General features: G+C 54.0%; 13 protein-coding genes. 6 read left to right on the forward strand and 7 right to left on the reverse strand.

What is annotated here, in order from left to right:
- Window positions 1-37: 37 nt before the first annotated feature.
- On the reverse strand, window positions 38-2,734 hold the full coding sequence (gene adhE, locus DSD30_RS12410) for a bifunctional acetaldehyde-CoA/alcohol dehydrogenase (RefSeq protein ID WP_114009999.1): 2,697 nt from the start codon (window positions 2,732-2,734) through the stop codon (window positions 38-40).
- Between the two features lie 850 nt (window positions 2,735-3,584).
- On the opposite strand from adhE, the gene iolB reads away from it, so the two are divergent.
- Both iolB and DSD30_RS12425 read left to right on the forward strand, forming a co-directional pair.
- Complete coding sequence (gene iolB, locus DSD30_RS12420; protein ID WP_114010001.1) at window positions 3,585-4,382, forward strand: 5-deoxy-glucuronate isomerase; 798 nt, start codon at window positions 3,585-3,587, stop codon at window positions 4,380-4,382.
- A gap of 83 nt (window positions 4,383-4,465) precedes the next feature.
- On the forward strand, window positions 4,466-5,368 hold the full coding sequence (locus DSD30_RS12425) for a DMT family transporter (protein WP_198662936.1): 903 nt from the start codon (window positions 4,466-4,468) through the stop codon (window positions 5,366-5,368).
- 126 nt (window positions 5,369-5,494) lie between these two features.
- Here the strand turns inward: DSD30_RS12425 and DSD30_RS12430 are convergent, their stop codons facing one another.
- From DSD30_RS12430 to DSD30_RS12440, 3 genes are all read right to left on the reverse strand, one after another.
- Window positions 5,495-7,558, reverse strand: a complete 2,064-nt coding sequence (locus DSD30_RS12430) for a putative bifunctional diguanylate cyclase/phosphodiesterase (protein ID WP_198662937.1) — start codon at window positions 7,556-7,558, stop codon at window positions 5,495-5,497.
- Between the two features lie 394 nt (window positions 7,559-7,952).
- Window positions 7,953-8,579 (reverse strand): GNAT family N-acetyltransferase, encoded by a 627-nt coding sequence (locus DSD30_RS12435; protein ID WP_114010004.1) that lies wholly within the window; start codon window positions 8,577-8,579, stop codon window positions 7,953-7,955.
- Window positions 8,510-9,436, reverse strand: coding sequence for a LysR family transcriptional regulator (locus tag DSD30_RS12440; protein WP_198662939.1), 927 nt, complete (start codon window positions 9,434-9,436; stop codon window positions 8,510-8,512). The genes DSD30_RS12435 and DSD30_RS12440 overlap by 70 nt, the downstream gene beginning before the upstream one ends.
- A gap of 146 nt (window positions 9,437-9,582) precedes the next feature.
- Between DSD30_RS12440 and DSD30_RS12445 the strand changes: the two genes are divergently transcribed.
- Together DSD30_RS12445 and DSD30_RS12450 are read left to right on the forward strand one after the other, a co-directional pair.
- A complete protein-coding gene (locus DSD30_RS12445; RefSeq protein ID WP_114010427.1) occupies window positions 9,583-10,170 on the forward strand; it encodes a flavodoxin family protein in 588 nt (195 codons plus the stop codon).
- 206 nt (window positions 10,171-10,376) lie between these two features.
- A complete protein-coding gene (locus DSD30_RS12450; protein WP_157967690.1) occupies window positions 10,377-11,264 on the forward strand; it encodes a DUF1499 domain-containing protein in 888 nt (295 codons plus the stop codon).
- 50 nt (window positions 11,265-11,314) lie between these two features.
- Here the strand turns inward: DSD30_RS12450 and DSD30_RS12455 are convergent, their stop codons facing one another.
- Window positions 11,315-12,229 carry an MBL fold metallo-hydrolase gene (locus tag DSD30_RS12455; RefSeq protein ID WP_114010007.1) on the reverse strand — a complete coding sequence of 305 codons (915 nt, stop codon included), beginning with the start codon at window positions 12,227-12,229 and terminating at the stop codon, window positions 11,315-11,317.
- Between the two features lie 472 nt (window positions 12,230-12,701).
- Here DSD30_RS12455 and DSD30_RS12460 point away from each other — a divergent pair, with 472 nt between their 5' ends.
- Window positions 12,702-13,253 carry a PAS domain-containing protein gene (locus DSD30_RS12460; protein ID WP_114010008.1) on the forward strand — a complete coding sequence of 184 codons (552 nt, stop codon included), beginning with the start codon at window positions 12,702-12,704 and terminating at the stop codon, window positions 13,251-13,253.
- A gap of 59 nt (window positions 13,254-13,312) precedes the next feature.
- Window positions 13,313-14,473, forward strand: coding sequence for a methyl-accepting chemotaxis protein (locus DSD30_RS12465; protein ID WP_114010009.1), 1,161 nt, complete (start codon window positions 13,313-13,315; stop codon window positions 14,471-14,473).
- A gap of 215 nt (window positions 14,474-14,688) precedes the next feature.
- On the opposite strand, the gene DSD30_RS12470 is transcribed toward DSD30_RS12465, so the two are convergent.
- The gene (locus DSD30_RS12470) at window positions 14,689-16,320 is read right to left on the reverse strand and encodes an alpha-D-glucose phosphate-specific phosphoglucomutase (protein WP_114010428.1); all 1,632 of its coding nucleotides are present in this window, start codon (window positions 16,318-16,320) and stop codon (window positions 14,689-14,691) included.
- A 169-nt stretch (window positions 16,321-16,489) separates the two neighbouring features.
- Entirely contained in the window at window positions 16,490-17,389 is a 900-nt protein-coding gene (locus DSD30_RS12475) for a DMT family transporter (protein ID WP_114010010.1), read from the reverse strand.
- Between the last annotated feature and the right edge of the window lie 38 nt (window positions 17,390-17,427).

Raw genomic sequence — 17,427 nt, forward strand, 5'->3', positions numbered from 1 at the left:
CGGACCGGCGGCTTTTTCATTTCAGCGACAAGAAGACTTAAGACGCTTTCTTCTTGCTCGCGGCCTTGATCGGCACCACCTGCTCGGCAACCGCCTCGACAGTCTCATCAGTCTCAAGAGTCTCGTGCTGCTCGTCATAGACCTCGCGATAGGCCCGGCCATAGAAGCTGTCGAGCAGCAGCTGTTTGAGCTCGGTGATCAGTGGGAAGCGCGGATTGGCCCCGGTGCATTGATCATCAAAGGCCCAGACAGCCAGCTCATCCACCTTGGCAAGGAAGTCCGCTTCGCTGACGCCAGCGGCCTGAATGGAGGATGGGATTTCCAGATCGCTCTTCAGCTCTTCGATCCAGCTGATCAGATTTTCCACCTTCTCATCATTGTCCTTGCCACCAAGGCCCAGATGATCGGCAATTTCGCCATAGCGGCACTTGGATTTCGGCCGGTCATATTGCGAGAAGGCCGTCTGCTTGGTTGGATTGTCGTTCGCATTATAGCGGATCACGTTCGAGATCAGCAGGGCATTCGACAAGCCATGTGGCAGATGGAAGGCCGCGCCGATCTTGTGCGCCATCGAGTGGCAGACACCCAGAAACGCATTGGCAAAGGCAATCCCGGCGATGGTGGCAGCATTATGCACCTTCTCGCGGGCAACCGGATTGCTGGCCCCTTCCTTATAGGCGGCTGGCAGGGACCCCCGCAGCATTTTCAGCGCCATCAGCCCCTGACCATCGGAAAACTCATTGGCCATGACAGAGACATAGCTTTCGAGCGCATGGGTCACCGCATCAATGCCACCATAGGCGGTCAGCGATTTCGGCATATTCATCACCAGATTGGCGTCGACAATTGCCATGTCCGGCGTCAGCTGATAATCGGCCAACGGATATTTGATACCGGTGCTGTCATCCGTCACCACGGCGAATGGCGTGGCTTCCGAGCCGGTGCCCGAGGTGGTCGGAATGGCCACAAAGCTCGCTTTCTCGCCCATTTTCGGGAAGGGATAGATCCGCTTGCGGATATCCATGAAGCGCAAGGCCAGATCCTTGAACTTGACCTCCGGGTGTTCATACAGAACCCAGATGATCTTGGCCGCATCCATCGGCGAGCCGCCACCAAAGGCGATGATCACATCGGGATTGAAGGCAGCGGCCTTCTCAACCCCCTTGCGGACATCGGACAGGGTCGGATCAGCTTCCACATCGGCAAAGATGTCGACATCAATCCGGTGTGAGCGGAGCAGGGCGGTCACTTCATCCAAATAGCCATTGGAGAACAGGAACCGGTCGGTGACGATCAGCGCCCGTTGCTTGCCATTCAGATCTTTGAGGGCTTCTGGCAAACAGCCACGGCGGAAATAGATCGACTTCGGCACCTTGTGCCAGAGCATATTTTCTTCGCGCATGGCCACGATCTTCTTGTTCAGCAAATGCTTGGGACCGACATTCTCGGAAATCGAGTTGCCACCCCAAGAGCCGCAGCCAAGGGTCAGTGATGGTGCGACGCTGAAATTGTAAAGATCGCCGATGCCCCCTTGCGAGGATGGCATATTGACCAGAATCCGGCCCGTTTTCATCTTCTTGCCGAAATCCTCAATCCGGTCCTGACAGCGGTCCTGATCGGTATAAAGCACCGAGGTATGGCCAATCCCGCCCAGCGACACCAGCTCGGCGCAGGTGTTGGCTGCTGCCTCATAATCCTTGCGGCGATAAAGCGCGAGGGTAGGGGACAGCTTCTCATGGGCGAAATGCTCGTCTTCGACCCCGTCGACTTCGGCAATCAGCACTTTGGTGTCGAGTGGCACCTTGATCCCGGCCAGTTTGGCGATTTTCACCGCCGACTGTCCGACCACTTCATTACTCAGCCGGCCATTGGGGAAAACCGTCTGGCGCACAGCCCCAGTTTCATTGCCCGAGAGCACATATCCCCCATGTTGGGCAAAGCGTTCACGCACCTGATCATAGATCGCGTCAACCACCACAACGGCCTGCTCGGAGGCGCAGATCATGCCACTGTCAAAGGTCTTCGACATCAGGATCGAAGCCACCGCACGCTTGATATCCGCATGCTCGTCAATCAGCACCGGCGCATTGCCCGCGCCCACGCCAATGGCTGGTTTGCCCGAGGAATAAGCCGCTTTCACCATGCCCGGACCACCGGTTGCCAGCACAAGGCTGATGTCGGGGTGACGCATCAAGGCGTTGGACAGATCAAGGGTCGGCTCTTCGATGAAGCTGATAATATCTTTCGGCGCACCTGCGGCAACGGCAGCATCAAGTACAATGCGTGCGGCTTCACAGGTCGCCTTCTTGGCGCGCGGATGCGGGCTGAGAATGATACCATTGCGGGTCTTGAGCGAAATCAGCGCCTTGAAGATCGCTGTCGATGTCGGGTTGGTCGTCGGTACGATGCCGCAAATCACCCCCACCGGTTCGGCGATGGTCAGCGTGCCGCCCTCATTATCCTCCGAGATGACGCCGCAAGTCTTCTCGTCTTTGTATTTGTTGTAAATATATTCCGAGGCGAAATGGTTCTTGACCACCTTGTCCTCGACCACCCCCATGCCGGTTTCTTCAGACGCCATCATGGCCAGCGGAATGCGCGCTTCTGCGGCCGCAAAAGCGGCATAGCGGAAGATCCGATCGACTTGTTCCTGGGTGAAAGTGGCAAACTCAGCCTGCGCCTTGACGGTGCGGGCGACCAGAGCATCCAGCTCTTTGATTGTTGCAACTGCCATGGTTGCACTCCTGTAATTTGGACACAAAAACCCGTTCGGCGTCATCATCGATGATCCGTTGAATGCTTTTGTATCTGACCTGTGTCACGTGCCTCGGGTGAGGTGTCACGCGCTTCCCGAAAGCGTCGATCTTTGCTTGAAATCCCGCCAAAAGGTTGGAATTCCGCCTGTTTGCCAGACAGCGAAGACAGCACGGATCGCCTTTGTTCCAGAAGTCCTTTGCGGACTGAGGCAGCGATCGCCTTCAAGATGAGAAAATAGTAATGTTGCAAATTCCGTTGGGTCAATCTGCAAATATACGTGCATCATTACTTCAAAAGGCGAGGTTTATGTTGAAAAACATGCTTGATATAGAGCGATAACCGGAAATTAGGGGTGGGATTTATTTAATTTTATTCTTGAAATAAGTTGCACTTATTAATTGCACATTTCGTGCCAACCTCTAATCATTCGCGAAGTGAAAATGCTGAAGGTTGAAATATTCTGCAATCGGTTTCGGTGGATATCTTTTGATGGTCAAACGGTGCAATAGGCAAACAAATTACGGAAATATGCCTGATATTGCGATTCGAATGGGCATAGGCTGGCGACCAAAATGCGTCAAATATCCGACTTGGATATGGTCTTTTTGATCAAAAAATTGCAACCGGTCACAAAAAATGAGGAAAAGCCCGACGAAGTATGATAAATCTGATGGCAGGACTGGGAGGTCTGATCGACAAATACTTCGATTGGGCATAGTTACGAAATAGGGATCGGTATGACTGGATGGCTCTTGGGCGCTGTGTTGCCGCCACGCCAAGCCACCGATTGATATATATGGGCAACACAAGGCAGGGAGAGGCTCCACATGGCAAATCTACTTCATCGCCCTCAGGCGACCCATGGCAAAGTGCAAGAAATCACCCCGGAATCTGCCGGATGGCGCTATGTTGGCTTCGACGTCCACAAACTGCATGCCGGGGAAGTGGCATCCGGTGAGACAGGCGATCAGGAAGTGATGCTGGTCATGGTGGAAGGCAAGGCCCAGTTTGATGCTGCCGGGCAAAGCTGGGGCGAGCTCGGCGACCGGATGAATGTGTTCGAGAAGATCCCGCCACATTGCCTCTATATCCCCAATGGTGAAAGTTGGAAAGCGGTTGCGACCACCGACTGCACCATCGCTGTCTGCAAGGCTCCGGGCCTGTCCGGCCACAAGGCACGCCATATCGGCCCTGCTGACATCAGTCTTGATGAGCGCGGCGAGGGCGCCAATAAGCGCTTCGTCAATGTCATCGCCATGGATGAGCAGGATTTCTGCGACAGCCTGCTGGTGACCGAAGTTTTCACTCCGGCAGGAAACTGGTCTTCCTATCCGTCCCATCGCCATGATGAAGACAATTACCCGGACATCACTTTCCTTGAGGAAACCTATTATCATCGCCTCAATCCGAGCAACGGCTTTGGCGTTCAGCGGGTCTATACTGATGATGCCTCGCTTGATGAAACGATGGCGGTGCATGATGGGGATGTGGTCTGCGTGCCTCGTGGCTACCATCCTTGCGGCACGCCCTACGGCATCGAAATGTATTATCTCAATGTGATGGCAGGTCCTTTGCGCAAATGGCGCTTCATAGCCGCCCCGGAAATGGAAGATTTGCTTGTCTAGGCAGACAGTGGTTGCTATTGCTGTCGCATCTTTCACGAGCTCGGGACGATCTGTCCCGGGCTCGTCTTCACTTTGGAGATGCAATGAAAACCGCGCATATGGGCATATCCTCCGTCAATGCGACCCTGCTGCTGTTCCTCGCCTCCTTTCTGGCTGGTGCGGGCTGGATCTTTTCGATTCATGCTCTTGAGGGACTGCCTCCCTTACTCTTCATCGGCAGCCGCTTTTTTCTGGCAGGCGTCGCAGTTGCTGCCACGACAGGCCACCTGCGGTCCCTGATCGATCGGCGCTTCTTTTTTCAGATCCTGCCCGGTGCTCTGTTTTTTGCCCTGTCGATGATTTGCTGGACGCAAGGGTTGGCCCAGACCACCAGCCCCGGCGTGTCTGCCTTCATTTCCTCGACCAGCAATCTGATGGTGCCCTTTTTAGGGGTGATGCTGTTTGGTTGGGCCTTTTATCGCTCAACGGCAATTGCCATCGCCCTTGCTGCGATTGGTCTGGCGTGCCTTTTTCTGGGACCGGGAGCGCGGGTCGAGATGGCGCATCTCTATTTTACGGTTGCAGCTTTGCTCTTGGCCTTCGGACTTGCATTGGTCAAAAACAGGCTCAATAGCCTCAACGCCATGCAGACCACATCAGGCTTTCTGTTCTTTGCGGGCATCATCATCCTGTCCGCGGCTTTCCCAGTAGAAGGTCTGCCTGACCAGATGCCCGGTCTGGAAACATGGGGGTGGTTTACTGCCAGCCTCGTGCTGTGCACCTATGTCCGCTTTATCCTGCAATTTGCTGGGCAGCAAAGGGTCAGTCTTGCCAAGGCGGGCTTGATCATGAGCCTTGAGCCAGTCTGGGTGCTGGGCTTGAGCATTCTGGTGTTCGATGAACGCCCCGGACTGGCCCAAGCAGCAGGCTGTGCCTTGGTAATGACCGCTATTCTCTATGAAAATCGTCAGGATCGCCGCCGCTCTGCCATTGGGGTTACTGGCTGACCGATCATTCGCATTTCCATGCTGGCTTGCCACTTTCTGGCGCACCAAACAGGGCAGATGAAAGGCGCGAGTAGCGGGGGTGTCAGGGGAGATATGCCCTACCGGATCAATGGCGGGTGTGTCGGATCAAGCCCAGGAGATTTCCAGATCGCCATTCTCACCAGCCACAGCCAACTGGATGAATTTGGGTGGGTCCTGCAGGATCTTCAAAAAGGCATCAAGCGGTTGCGGTTTTGAGAAGAGGTAGCCCTGATATTGGTTGCAATGATTGAGCTGCAGCCATTCCAGCTGATCCATCGTCTCCACCCCTTCAGCAACGGCGGTGATGCCGACCAGCCGACAGAGGGACAGGATCATATTGACCACCGAGGTCTGATCTTCGATCATCTGAATGAAGGATCGGTCAACCTTGAGCACCGAGATTGGATATTGATGGATATAGGCAAGGTTCGAATAACCGGTGCCGAAATCATCAACGGCAATCGAGAAACCGGCCCGGCGCAGATCGAGCAGGGTTTGTTTGGCGTCGAAGCCTTCACCAACCAGCATGCTTTCGGTGATTTCGATTTCGATGCGGCTTGAAGGGCACTGGGTTTTGGCCAGATTGCTCTTCAGGCGCGAGACGAAATCGGGGCGCTCGAACTGTTTAGGCGAAATATTGATCGAAATTGGCAAATCGAAGCCTTCAGCGGCCATCCTGCGTTGATCGCGACCGGCCTGTGTCACAATCCAGTCGCCCACCTGATGGATCATGCCGGTTTCTTCAAGCGCTTCAATGAACATGCCCGGCGGGACGACGCCCTGCTCGGGATGATACCAGCGCATCAGGGCTTCGGCACCGAGGATTGTTTGCTTGAGACAATCGACCCGCGGCTGATAGTAAAGCCTGAACTCCCCTTCGCTCATGGCGCGGGTGAGGTCTTTCTCCAGCGTCTGCTTGAGGATCGCTGCCTGCTGTAAATCCTGACGGAAATAGCGATAGGTGTCACGCCCGGCGTCCTTGGCCTCATAAAGAGCAAGGTCTGCATGGCGCATCAGCGTGGAAACATCGGATCCGTGCTCAGGGCATATGCTGATGCCGATGCTGGCGCGGCTGTGGACCATGTGGCCGCCGATCATGCATTCGGATGAAAGCTCCTTGAGCAAGTCAACGCAAACCGTTTCCAGCTCCGTCTTGGTTTCAAACGGCAAAAGGACGATGAATTCATCGCCGCCCAACCGCCCGATCGAGGCACGGGCGCCCACCAATCGGTCGAGAATCAAGGCGATATGGACCAGCAATTGGTCGCCAGCCATATGGCCCATTGTGTCATTGATCGTCTTGAAGTTATCCAGATCGATCAGCAACATCGCCATCGGCTTGTTTTCGCGAATGCGCTTGCTCAGAATGCCCGGAAACTCGTTATTGACATAATTGCGGCTGTGCAGACCGGTCAGCATGTCATGATGGGCCATGAAGCTGATCCGTCGTTCCTGTTCCTTCAGGCCGGTAACATCGACCTCGGACAGGATGTAACTCGCTTCGCCAGTTTGCGCATCATTGCAGTTGCGTGCTGAAATCTCATGCCATCTGATCCCGTCCTGAACGGAAACTTCGCAGATTGCTGTGGCCTTGTTGTCATGCTCCAGTGCCTCAAGCAGGTGCGAATAGTCGGCCTTGTCCAGAAACCGGGCTTTGAGCGAAAGCTGATCATCGCCGTAAACATCGTGTGCATGCTTGTTTGCATAAATCGGCTCCCCATTCATTGAGAATAGGGTGATGCAAACAGGGATATTGTTCAGAGCCTTGACACTGTGCAGTCGATCTGTGCTCCGGGCGGGCACTTCTCGCGCCGTGCAAAGGGCACCAATCCGGTGATCGGACAGGGTGTGTCGCCGAAGTTGAACTTCGTAGCGCTGTTCTTCATCGTCTGGATAGAGCGTCCAGAGCTCCTTGAAGGTGTCGGATTCGGTTGCGAAGATTTTCTGATAGCCGGAAAGCCGATCGACAAGTTGGGGGCCGAGATCCTTGCTGACATCACGCTGATAGAGTGCCTCAAGGCTCTCTGCCTGCCAAAGGCGGCGGGCTGCATCATTCGCCCAGATGATCCGACATCTGTCGATATCAAAGACCCATATGGGAGCGCTTACAGCCATCACATCTGACAACGTAACAATGTCTCGCTCGCCTTGTGGGTGCTCGATTGGCATGAATCGCCCCATACAATTTGCCTGTTAAGCCTATGATTGGATCCACGATCCTTCTCGGGCGGAACAGGTTCCTTCGCCTCATCCTTGCCTTTTTTGCTCATTGCTTTTTTGCTGCAACTTAAACAAAATTAGACAGACTGATGCTCAAACAGGTAAAGCATCAGCAGTAAATATTGATTTAATAAGAAAGTCCTTGATAACAAGTTAAAGTTGCGATTGCCGAAAACAAAGGGGAAATGGATCAGTTATTGGTCAATAATCAAATATTGAAATAGGGAGAAATACGTACTCAACTTTGACAATTTGAATGGATGGAGCCGATTTACCAGATTTTGGCTGCGACTGACGAATTTACACTTTGATTAAGATGTTGAAATCGCAGAAACCTGCCATTTTACCAGTTTCCCATTGTATCGATGTCATTCCAGACAATGATGTCAACATTGACAGGATTGCCGAAAATTTCCTCTTTCTGCCGTTTTAAAGGGTTACCACCAAGTCGCAGATAAAAGTCTCGTGCTCTGACATTTTCAGTGATGACAGACAGTGCGACCGTTCGTTTCTTTCGCAATAAAAGCTGTTTAAAAGCAGCTGCCATCAAAGTTTTTCCAATGCCTTTGCCAGTTTCCGTAGGGTCACAATGCAGATTGTCGATGAACGGGTTCGGGCGACACCAGACCGCAATGAACCCCACCATTCGCTCCTCATCCTGCGTGTCGAATGCAACCAGCAATAGATCTTCCGGTCTGATGCGACACCGGTCCCAGTAGGCTCTGACATCCTGTTCCGCCCTGTCTCTGAGGTAGCTCGGCGGCAGAAATGATTTGTAGGCATCCCGCCAACTGGTCAACTGAAGGTTGGCAATCGCGGCAAGGTCCGATCGTCTGGCTGCGCGAATGAAGGGGGCTGACCCACATGCGTTATTCATGGGGACTGGATCCTCATGTTGGCTTATAGAGATGGGCTTTTTAGATCCGCAGGCAATGTCCGGGCCACAGACTTGACCAGATCGCGGAACCATTTGTGCCGAGGTGAATGGCGGTTGCGGACATGCCACACCATGTAGAAGTCGATTGGATCCAGCGGTACGGGTGTTTTGACCCAGGCGAAATCACGAAAGATCGAGTTGGCCATCCGCGACGGTGCCGTGGCCAGCATGTTGGAGCCGCGGACAAGCGTTGCTGCGGCCGAGAAATTCGGCCCCAGATAGGAAACCTTGCGGCTGAGGCCACGCGCCTTGAGATAGCGGTCGATATGGGTGTCTTCGTCATGACCAAGGCACAGAATGGCATGGTCTGCTTCCAGAAACTGCTCCAGAGTGTCAGGGGCATCTCGCACAGACGCATCATAGTAGGTGATCTGATGATCCGTGCAGATTTTCGAAATCACCAAATCCGCCGCGTCCTGCGGTGGATAGGGGCACAGTTCCAGATCCACCAAGCCATTGCATTGGGAGGAAGTCTGCGTCACATGCCGCTGATGAGTCCGCAGGCTGCTGTTTGGGGCTTCCTGTATCAGCCGTTTGAAAATTTCCGGCACCAACAAGTCATGCTCAAAATCGTTGCAAATGATCGAGAAACGGTCCTTGGACTGGGCCGGATTGAAATCACTCTGGCTATATAGGTCCTCAATCCCCTGCAAAACCTGATCAATGCCGTCCATCATTGCTTCGACACGCTCGGTCGGCACCATTGATCGCCCGACCTTGATGAAAAGCGGATCGCCGAGCAATCCGCGCAGCCGATCAAGCGAGTGACTGACAGAAGATTGCGTGACGCCAAGAAGGCGTGCCGTCTCTGTTACGGATCGCAACTCATAAATCTGCCGCAACATATAGAGCGAACGGCCGTCGAGGGATAAGTGATCGATATTCTTCATAATAGACATTACTCTAATGCACTTGAGTTCATGAGATCAATGAATATTTTCTTGACTATCAGCGGGCAGTCAGGACGTGCCAGACGATCATGGTGACCCGCCTCAAATTTTACTTTCCTCCCAAGTGAGCAATGAAGGAAAATATCATGTCTGATCATCGCGAAGTCTCTGTCATTCTCGTCTATCACAGTGGCTATGGCCACACTGAAGCCATCGCCAAATCAGTAGCCAAAGGGGTAGCCGACGTCGAGGGCGTATCCATCGAACTGATCAAGGCAGACGACGAAAACAAGGATTGGGACAAGTTGGCCGCCGCCGACGCCATCATCTTTGGCAGCCCGACCTATATGGGCTCCGTGTCGGCCCAGTTCAAAGGCTTCATGGATGAAAGCTCCAAAGTCTGGTTCGCTCATGGCTGGAAAGGCAAGGTCGCAGCCGGCTTCACCGTTTCTGCCTCGCAATCCGGCGATAAGCTCAATTCTCTCATTCAGATGTCTGTCTTTGCGGCCCAGCATGGCATGATCTGGGTGCCAACCGGCATGATGCCCGGCAACAACACCTCCGAAGCAAGCCAGGAAGATCTCAACCGCATCGGCTCCTATCTCGGCATGATGGCGCAGGCCAACGCCGATCAGGGGGCAGATGTGGCGCCCCCGGCAACCGATCATCGCACCGCCGTGCATTTTGGTGCGCATGTTGCCCAGAGCGCCAAACGTTGGGTTGCCGGGGCCTGATCCATCTGATGGATCCCCTCCAAGACACGCGAAGCAGAAGGTCATCGGCCTTCTGCTTTTTTTGTGCCTCTTCTGCCTAACGGCAATTGAGATTGTGCGCAATCGGCTCTAAGCTGCACGCCAGTTGACGGTGCGTCGTCAACGGCCAGATGCAAGGCCTATGGCCTGAATGGGACTGGCGAAACGAAGGCGACGAGAGCGGATTGATGTCGGGGAAATACAAGTTCAAGTCCTCCCGAATGGCGGTTTGGGCGCTGTGGTTGGCACGGTTGACCATACCTGTTGCGATCATCTCGTTCCTGCTGATGCGGTTTGGCGGGATGCATCCTTCCATCGCAGTCTATTGCTTTGGAGCTGCCATCGCTCTGTCTTTTCTGTCAATTCTCGCCAGTTTGGTAGCCTTTCCTGCCATCTGGTTTGAAGGCTATCGTGGTGGTCAACGGCTGTGGGGAACCTTCTTGCGCAGCCTCATCATCATCCTTCCTGCCCTGACTCTGGCCTATTTCTACTTTTCCCGTCCGGCCTTTTCCGACTTGTCGACCAATCCGGTTGAGCCACCAGAATTCAGCGCGGCCTGGACCTATCGCCATGATTCAGACAATTCCCTTGATGTTGGCAGTCTCGAAGTGCGCGAAAAACAGGCTTTGGCCTATCCGGACCTTGAAAGCCTTTACATCGATCATTCCAGCGAGCTGGTCTATCTGGTGGTGGAAGACGAGTTGAAGAAGGCGAAATGGGACATCATCCGGCAAACCGACCAGCGCGACAGCATTGATGGGGCGCTGTTTGAGGCTCATACCCGTTCCCTTGTCACCGGCTTGCACTATGTGATGGCAATCCGCCTAACTCCTGATAGCGAGTTTGCGACCATCGTCGATATGCGCTCCGCCTCGCTTTGGGGGCCGCACGATCTTGGCCTCAATGCTCGCCGCATTCAGGGCTTTTTTGCCTCTGTGCAGGAGCGGTTGGAACAAGGTGTGCAGCATTTCGAGTTGCAGCTGGAGGAAATCAAGCGACAGCGTCGGTTGGAGCAGGGGCCATTGCCTCGGCCAAAACCCAAACGTCGTCCTGATGCAACGGTGCGCACCGGCTGATCACCGTCAACGGCGGTGGAGAGTGAGGCAGCAGTGGGAAGGACCAGTGGCTAACCGATCAGTTTGAATCGGGCCCTTAGCGAGGGGACCGCATCAAGGCAGCGCACGCGACCCCGTTCGACCAGATATTCTATTTGGGCAAACATGGACAGACTTGCCGCCCCATGCAGGGATGGATCCGTATCCTTGTAGACCGTCGCGACCATGGCAGGGATCGTCTCATCTCCCGCATGCAGCCGATCGATCAGAGCCTGTTCACGAGCGAGCCTGTGCTCTTTCAGTCCCACCAGGAACGGAGCGGGATCGTGCAACACGCCCCCATGGCCGGGCCAGTAGACCGCATCATTCCGACCCATCAGTTTTTCCAGGCTATCCATGAACTCGGCCATCGACCCATCCGGTGGGGCAACGATGGAAGTTGACCATGCCATCACATGGTCAGCGGAAAACATCCCCGATCCATCGGTGAATGCAAAGGAGAGATGATTGGTCGTATGGCCCGGCGTATGAAGCACTTCAAGGCTCCAGTCCTTGCCGTTGATGCGATCACCATCCCCGACCCGATGATCAATCTGTAGCTCCAGATCCGCCGAGGCATCAAGCGGGTTCATCTCCCCCAGATGCAGCGCACGGGCCGGCCGGTGCGGACCTTCCGCATAGATTGGTGCACCACAATGCCGTTGCAACAGAGCGGCTCCGGGCGAATGGTCCACATGAGTATGGCTGATCAATATATGGCTGATGGTTTCCCCGTCGGTTGCCCGCAACAGAGCCTTGATATGGGCTTCATCTGCTGGACCGGGATCGAGAATGGCAACGTCTCCCTCGCCAATGATGTAGCTGTTGGTGCCCAGATAAGTGAAGGGACCGGGATTGTTGCAAGTCACCCGACGCACACCGGAAGACAGCTTTGTGGCCTGTCCATAGTCTGGGGTGAAATCTCTGTTGAAGTGCAAGGGTGCCATACAGCCGTCTCGTTCTGTCAAAGGGACTGGGTGAAGATTCTCATCCGGTATGCCCCAAACGGCGCATGCAGATCCATAGGATTCTCGACTAGCGGGTAAAAAGTCAGGTTTACACACCTGTAATGTACGTATCGGTACGAAATATGAAGGGTCGAAAAGGTTATATTCTTGGTAATAGGGTGATCTACTTATTGCAAGTATGGAAAATAGGTGTGCAAAACGATTTATTTTATCTAAGGTTGCTTACAATAATTAAATTATTGAAAATAAACGATAAAAATTTTCAATTCAGGTCAAGCAGTTCCACCGGAAGACGTGATCTATGTGCGTTGCACCGTGGTAAATCCGCTTATGTTTAGAGTTTAAAACTCTTTTAACCGCCGTGGTTAAAGCTGGTGATAGAGCTATAGCTACACTCGAAGCAACCGGACCGGGACGCCCGTGGATGGGATTGAAGTGGGGAAAATAAAGAATGGCAGTTGAGACCTTTCTAAGCGGCAATGAACGGTATTTCGGTGATGATGACATCATTGTCAGCAAGACCGACCTCAAGGGTCGTCTGACCTATGCAAACAAGATTTTTTTGGACATTTCTGGCTATCAGGAAAAGGAAGTCCTTGGCCAGCCGCACAGCTTGATCAGGCATCCGGAGATGCCTCGCTGCATTTTCAAGCTGCTTTGGAATACGCTCGAGCAGGGCAAGGAAATTTTCGCCTATGTCAACAATCGTTCCAAGAATGGCGACAATTACTGGGTCTATGCGCATGTGACGCCAAGTTGGGACAAATCGGGCAAGATTGTCGGTTATCATTCGAACCGCCGCGTACCGGATCGGGACATTCTCGATCAACATATCATTCCACTTTACAAGGACCTTGTGGCCAAGGAAAAGTCGACCGCAAATCGCAAGGACGGGATGCATCTGGCCGAGACAATGTTGAATGATCTTCTGGTTGAGAAGCAGGTCGCCTATGACGAGTTCATTGCAACAGTAGGGCAAAGAAGGCGGCGCGGGTATCGCTGATGTTTGACGTGAAATTGGTATTGATATCGGTGTGACCGAACCAGATTTGGAATGATCCCATGGTTTTCTCGAACAAAAACTCTTCTATCAAACGGGCAACTGAAGTTTGCAAAGCGGTTGCCGACGGCGATTTCGAAGCCCGAATTCTAAACATTACCGATAAAGGTGAAACGGGTGAGTTGATGCATGCCATCAATTTGCTCATCGACCGAACAGACGCCTATATCCGAGAATCCAAGGCTTGTCTGGACTATGTGTCCCGCAACCAGCATTTCCGGCTCATTGCGGAAAAAGGCATGGTTGGCAACTTCAAGCTGGCAGCGGAAAGCATCAATCGGGCAACCTACAAGATCAAGCAACGCCACGATGCCTTCTCCGAAATGGGGACGAAGTTCGAAACCAATCTCGATCAGATCACCACTGACATGAAAGAGATGATCGCCGAGCTGAAAACCTCGTCCGGCAAGGTCTCCAACGCATCCCATGGCGCGCAGGAACAGGCGGTCATCGTCGCCGCTGGTGCAGAAGAGGCCTCTGCCAACATGCAGTCCGTTGCTGCCGCCGTCGAGGAGTTGAGCGCTTCAATCTCCGAGATCAACCGGCAGGTTGTCAAGAGTTCCAGCATTGCGAAAACGTCGGTCGACAAATCCCATGATATGAGTGGTGAGATTTCCGGCCTTGCCTCCGCGTCCCAGCAAATCGGTGAAGTGGTTTCTCTGATTTCCGATATCGCGGCCCAGACCAACCTGCTCGCACTCAACGCCACCATTGAGGCTGCAAGGGCCGGAGATGCCGGCAAGGGCTTCGCCATTGTGGCGCAGGAAGTAAAGAATCTGTCGGCCCAGACGGCCAGCGCAACGGAAGAAATCTCCAATCAGATCGAGGGATTGCAAGGGGCAACGGGGCGCGCAGTGCGGGCAAATGATGAAATTTCGGCGACCATCGAAAAGGTCAGTGAGATTTCCACGGCCATCGCCGCTGCTGTCGAGGAGCAGAGCGCTGCGACACAGGAAATCGCCACCAGCGTCGAAGAAGCTGCCTGTGGCACCAAGGACGTCACCCGCGGTATCAATGAAGTGAATGATGCGACCGCCGTCACCGAACGCACCGCCGGTGAAGTGCTGGGTGTTTCTGATCGTCTTGTGCAACAGGAAGACAATCTTGACATCTTGCGCAAGGAGCTGGTCGAGTTCCTCGTCGAGGTTCGTAAGGTCGGATGACCGATGAAGGAACCTCAATGCAAGAGAAAGAAAGGAAACTTCAAGGATCTGTCATCCCCCATGACAGTCTTGGAATGCGCCAAGGGTAAGAATAATCTTCCTTCGGCGTGGTCAGCCGGTCCCCCAAACATGCTGACCTAAAGAGAAAGCGGCGCTGTCAATCCGGCGCCGCTTTTTACTTTTCACTGCTCATCTGTCAGAAAAGAGCAGGCCGATCAGGTGATCACGTCAGGCTTTTTGCGCCCGATATGCTGTTCCAATTGCGTCAGCTCCAGCATGGATTTGACCACCGGATAAAGAGCCACTTGCGTGTCCAGATCCAACTCTCCGGTCGGTGGCACGTAGCGCTCCAGATAAACGCGCAGGGTCGCCCCTTGCGTACCGGTGCCCGAGAGGCGGAACACCACACGTACCCCGCCCGAGAACCAGACCCGCAGGCCCTGACCGGCGCTGATGGAACCATCGACCGGGTCCTCATAGGAAAACTCGTCGGCCTTCTCGACAGTCTTGTCGGCAAAGACCTGGCCCGGCAGTTCGCTCAGTCGATCACGCAAGGACTGCATCAGATCTTCAGCGACCTTGCTGTCGATATCTTCATAATCATACCGGGAATAATAATCGCGGCCATAATGCGCCCAGTGGGATTCGAGCACGGTCTTTACCGGTTCTCGGCGCTCGGCCAAAATATTCAGCCACAGCAGAACCGCCCATAGACCATCCTTTTCCCGCACATGGTCCGAGCCAGTGCCCGCACTTTCCTCGCCACAGATGGTCACTTTGCCATCATCGAGCAGGTTGCCGAAAAACTTCCAACCGGTCGGGGTCTCGTAGCAGCCGATTTTCTTCTTGAGCGCCACACGATCACTGGCCGCGCTGGTCGGCATCGAGCGGGCGATTCCGGCGATGCCTTTGCAATAGGCCGGGGCCAGATGGGCATTGTCGGCCAATACGGCAAGGCTGTCCGAAGGGGTGACATAGATGCCGTGACCCAGAATCATGTTCCGGTCGCCATCCCCGTCGGAGGCAGCGCCTAGGCATGGTGCCTGATCGGACATCATCAAATCATAAAGAGGCTTGGCCCAGACCGGGTTCGGATCCGGGTGACCACCGCCAAAATCTTCACTTGGCGACCCATTGACAACCGTGCCTTTCGGCGCGCCGAGCGTGTCTTCCAAAATGGATTTGGCATAAGGTCCCGTGACCGCATGCATGGCATCAAACACCATGGAAAAGCCACCGGCAAACAGGTTGCGGATGGCAACAAAGTCAAACAGGGAGGCCATCAACTCCTTGTAGTCGGCGACCGGATCGACCACCGAGACTTCCATATCGCCCAACATGCTCGTGCCGACTGTGGCAAGATCAATCATCGGTGCGTTGGCCATTTTGTAGCTGGAGATCAGCAATGTCTCTTTGAAAATCGCTTCGGTCACGGCTTCTGGTGCAGGTCCACCATTGGCGACGTTGTATTTCACCCCGAAGTCGGCCTTGATCCCACCGGGATTGTGGCTGGCTGACAGAATGAAGCCACCATTGGTCTGGTTTTTGCGAATGAGATGTGAGGCCGCTGGCGTCGACAGAATACCATTCTGGCCGACAATCACCTTCTTGGCACCATTGGCTGCCGCCATCTTGAGTATGGTCTGAATGGCCTTGCGGTTGAAGTAGCGCCCATCGCCGCCCACGACGAACGACTTGCCTTCTCCTCCCCCGATCGCGTTAAACACCGATTGGATGAAGTTTTCGAGGTAGCCCGGCTCCATGAATATGCGTGTCTTCTTGCGAAGACCGGACGTTCCAGGCTTTTGCCCTGCTATCGTTTCGCAGGGAATATTCTCCACGATCATCATGATCCCTCCAGCTCGAAGATGGGGCCGACAATTGGTCCTATTTCAACCTATGGGCATATATGAGCAACAAATGGAAGAGGGGCGCTACATTTTCTGCTAAATAGACGCAATTTTGAGAATTTTATGTGATCAACCGGGGTAAAAGTTCGGAGTTTTCTATTGCAAACTAGGCCTTTATACGAGCTTTACGGCTATTGAGAAATATGCCTGCCGCGATGCAGGCAATGCCCAACAAATGATAGCTTTCCAGCCGTTCTCCCAAAAAGACAAAAGCCAGAATCGCAACCCATCCGGGCATCAGATGGATGGCTGGCCCCGCCTTGGAAGGGCCAATCAGGCTCACCGCCTTATTGTAGCAGACATAGGCCAGGAGCGAGGCAATGAGTGTGATGTAACCGACTGTCAGGAATGCGGTCGTTGAAACGGGCATTGCCTTGTAGGTGAATGTCTCCCAGAGATAGGGGCCCAGCAATAGCATCGACCCGGCGCCGGTGATCACAGTCAGCATGACCAGGGGATCCAGATCGGCAGGGCGCTTCTTGACCGCGATGGAATAGAAAGCCCAGATGATCGCTGCACACAGCATGAAAATATCGCCGATGGCGAACTGTACCTCTCGCAGCGTCTGCAGGTCCCCGTCGGTGATGACAATCGCAACACCGATGAAGGAGATCGCAATGCCGGCAATCTGAGCCAGCCCTAGACGGTCCTTTAGAAACAGCACCGACAGCAAGGCCATGAAGGCCGGGCAGGTCGCCAGAATTAGCGTCACATTGATGGCAGACGTGGTGTGAAGAGAGACATATTGCAATGGATTGAAGGTTCCGATGCCTGTCGCCGCCATCACCAGCAAAAGCTTCCACTCGCGCTTCAGGATCGGCAAAGAGGCCTTGAGACGCGGAGCGGTGAAGAAGAGAAGGATGAGGCAGCACAGGCTCCAGCGCCAGAATGTCATGCCCAATGGCGGCAGGTCACTGCGCACGGCGCGACCTATGACAATATTGCCACTCCAGCTCAGAGTGGCAATGGCAAGAAGACCATAGGCAAGAAGAGAATTGTTTCGCATGGGAGGCTCGGAAGGTTATTTCTTATTCTGTCTCAGCC

Source organism: Cohaesibacter intestini (genome assembly GCF_003324485.1).
Lineage (GTDB): Bacteria > Pseudomonadota > Alphaproteobacteria > Rhizobiales > Cohaesibacteraceae > Cohaesibacter > Cohaesibacter intestini.

What these genes read in the sequence shown, in the direction of transcription:
- DSD30_RS12475 (WP_114010010.1), bottom strand. Translation starts at nt 17,389, where the DNA reads ATGCGAAACAATTCTCTTCTTGCCTATGGTCTTCTTGCCATTGCCACT.
- DSD30_RS12450 (WP_157967690.1), top strand. Translation starts at nt 10,377, where the DNA reads ATGTCGGGGAAATACAAGTTCAAGTCCTCCCGAATGGCGGTTTGGGCG.
- DSD30_RS12455 (WP_114010007.1), bottom strand. Translation starts at nt 12,229, where the DNA reads ATGGCACCCTTGCACTTCAACAGAGATTTCACCCCAGACTATGGACAG.
- DSD30_RS12465 (WP_114010009.1), top strand. Translation starts at nt 13,313, where the DNA reads ATGGTTTTCTCGAACAAAAACTCTTCTATCAAACGGGCAACTGAAGTT.
- DSD30_RS12435 (WP_114010004.1), bottom strand. Translation starts at nt 8,579, where the DNA reads ATGGTTCCGCGATCTGGTCAAGTCTGTGGCCCGGACATTGCCTGCGGA.
- iolB (WP_114010001.1), top strand. Translation starts at nt 3,585, where the DNA reads ATGGCAAATCTACTTCATCGCCCTCAGGCGACCCATGGCAAAGTGCAA.
- DSD30_RS12460 (WP_114010008.1), top strand. Translation starts at nt 12,702, where the DNA reads ATGGCAGTTGAGACCTTTCTAAGCGGCAATGAACGGTATTTCGGTGAT.
- adhE (WP_114009999.1), bottom strand. Translation starts at nt 2,734, where the DNA reads ATGGCAGTTGCAACAATCAAAGAGCTGGATGCTCTGGTCGCCCGCACC.
- DSD30_RS12425 (WP_198662936.1), top strand. Translation starts at nt 4,466, where the DNA reads ATGAAAACCGCGCATATGGGCATATCCTCCGTCAATGCGACCCTGCTG.
- DSD30_RS12430 (WP_198662937.1), bottom strand. Translation starts at nt 7,558, where the DNA reads ATGCCAATCGAGCACCCACAAGGCGAGCGAGACATTGTTACGTTGTCA.
- DSD30_RS12440 (WP_198662939.1), bottom strand. Translation starts at nt 9,436, where the DNA reads ATGAAGAATATCGATCACTTATCCCTCGACGGCCGTTCGCTCTATATG.
- DSD30_RS12470 (WP_114010428.1), bottom strand. Translation starts at nt 16,320, where the DNA reads ATGATCGTGGAGAATATTCCCTGCGAAACGATAGCAGGGCAAAAGCCT.
- DSD30_RS12445 (WP_114010427.1), top strand. Translation starts at nt 9,583, where the DNA reads ATGTCTGATCATCGCGAAGTCTCTGTCATTCTCGTCTATCACAGTGGC.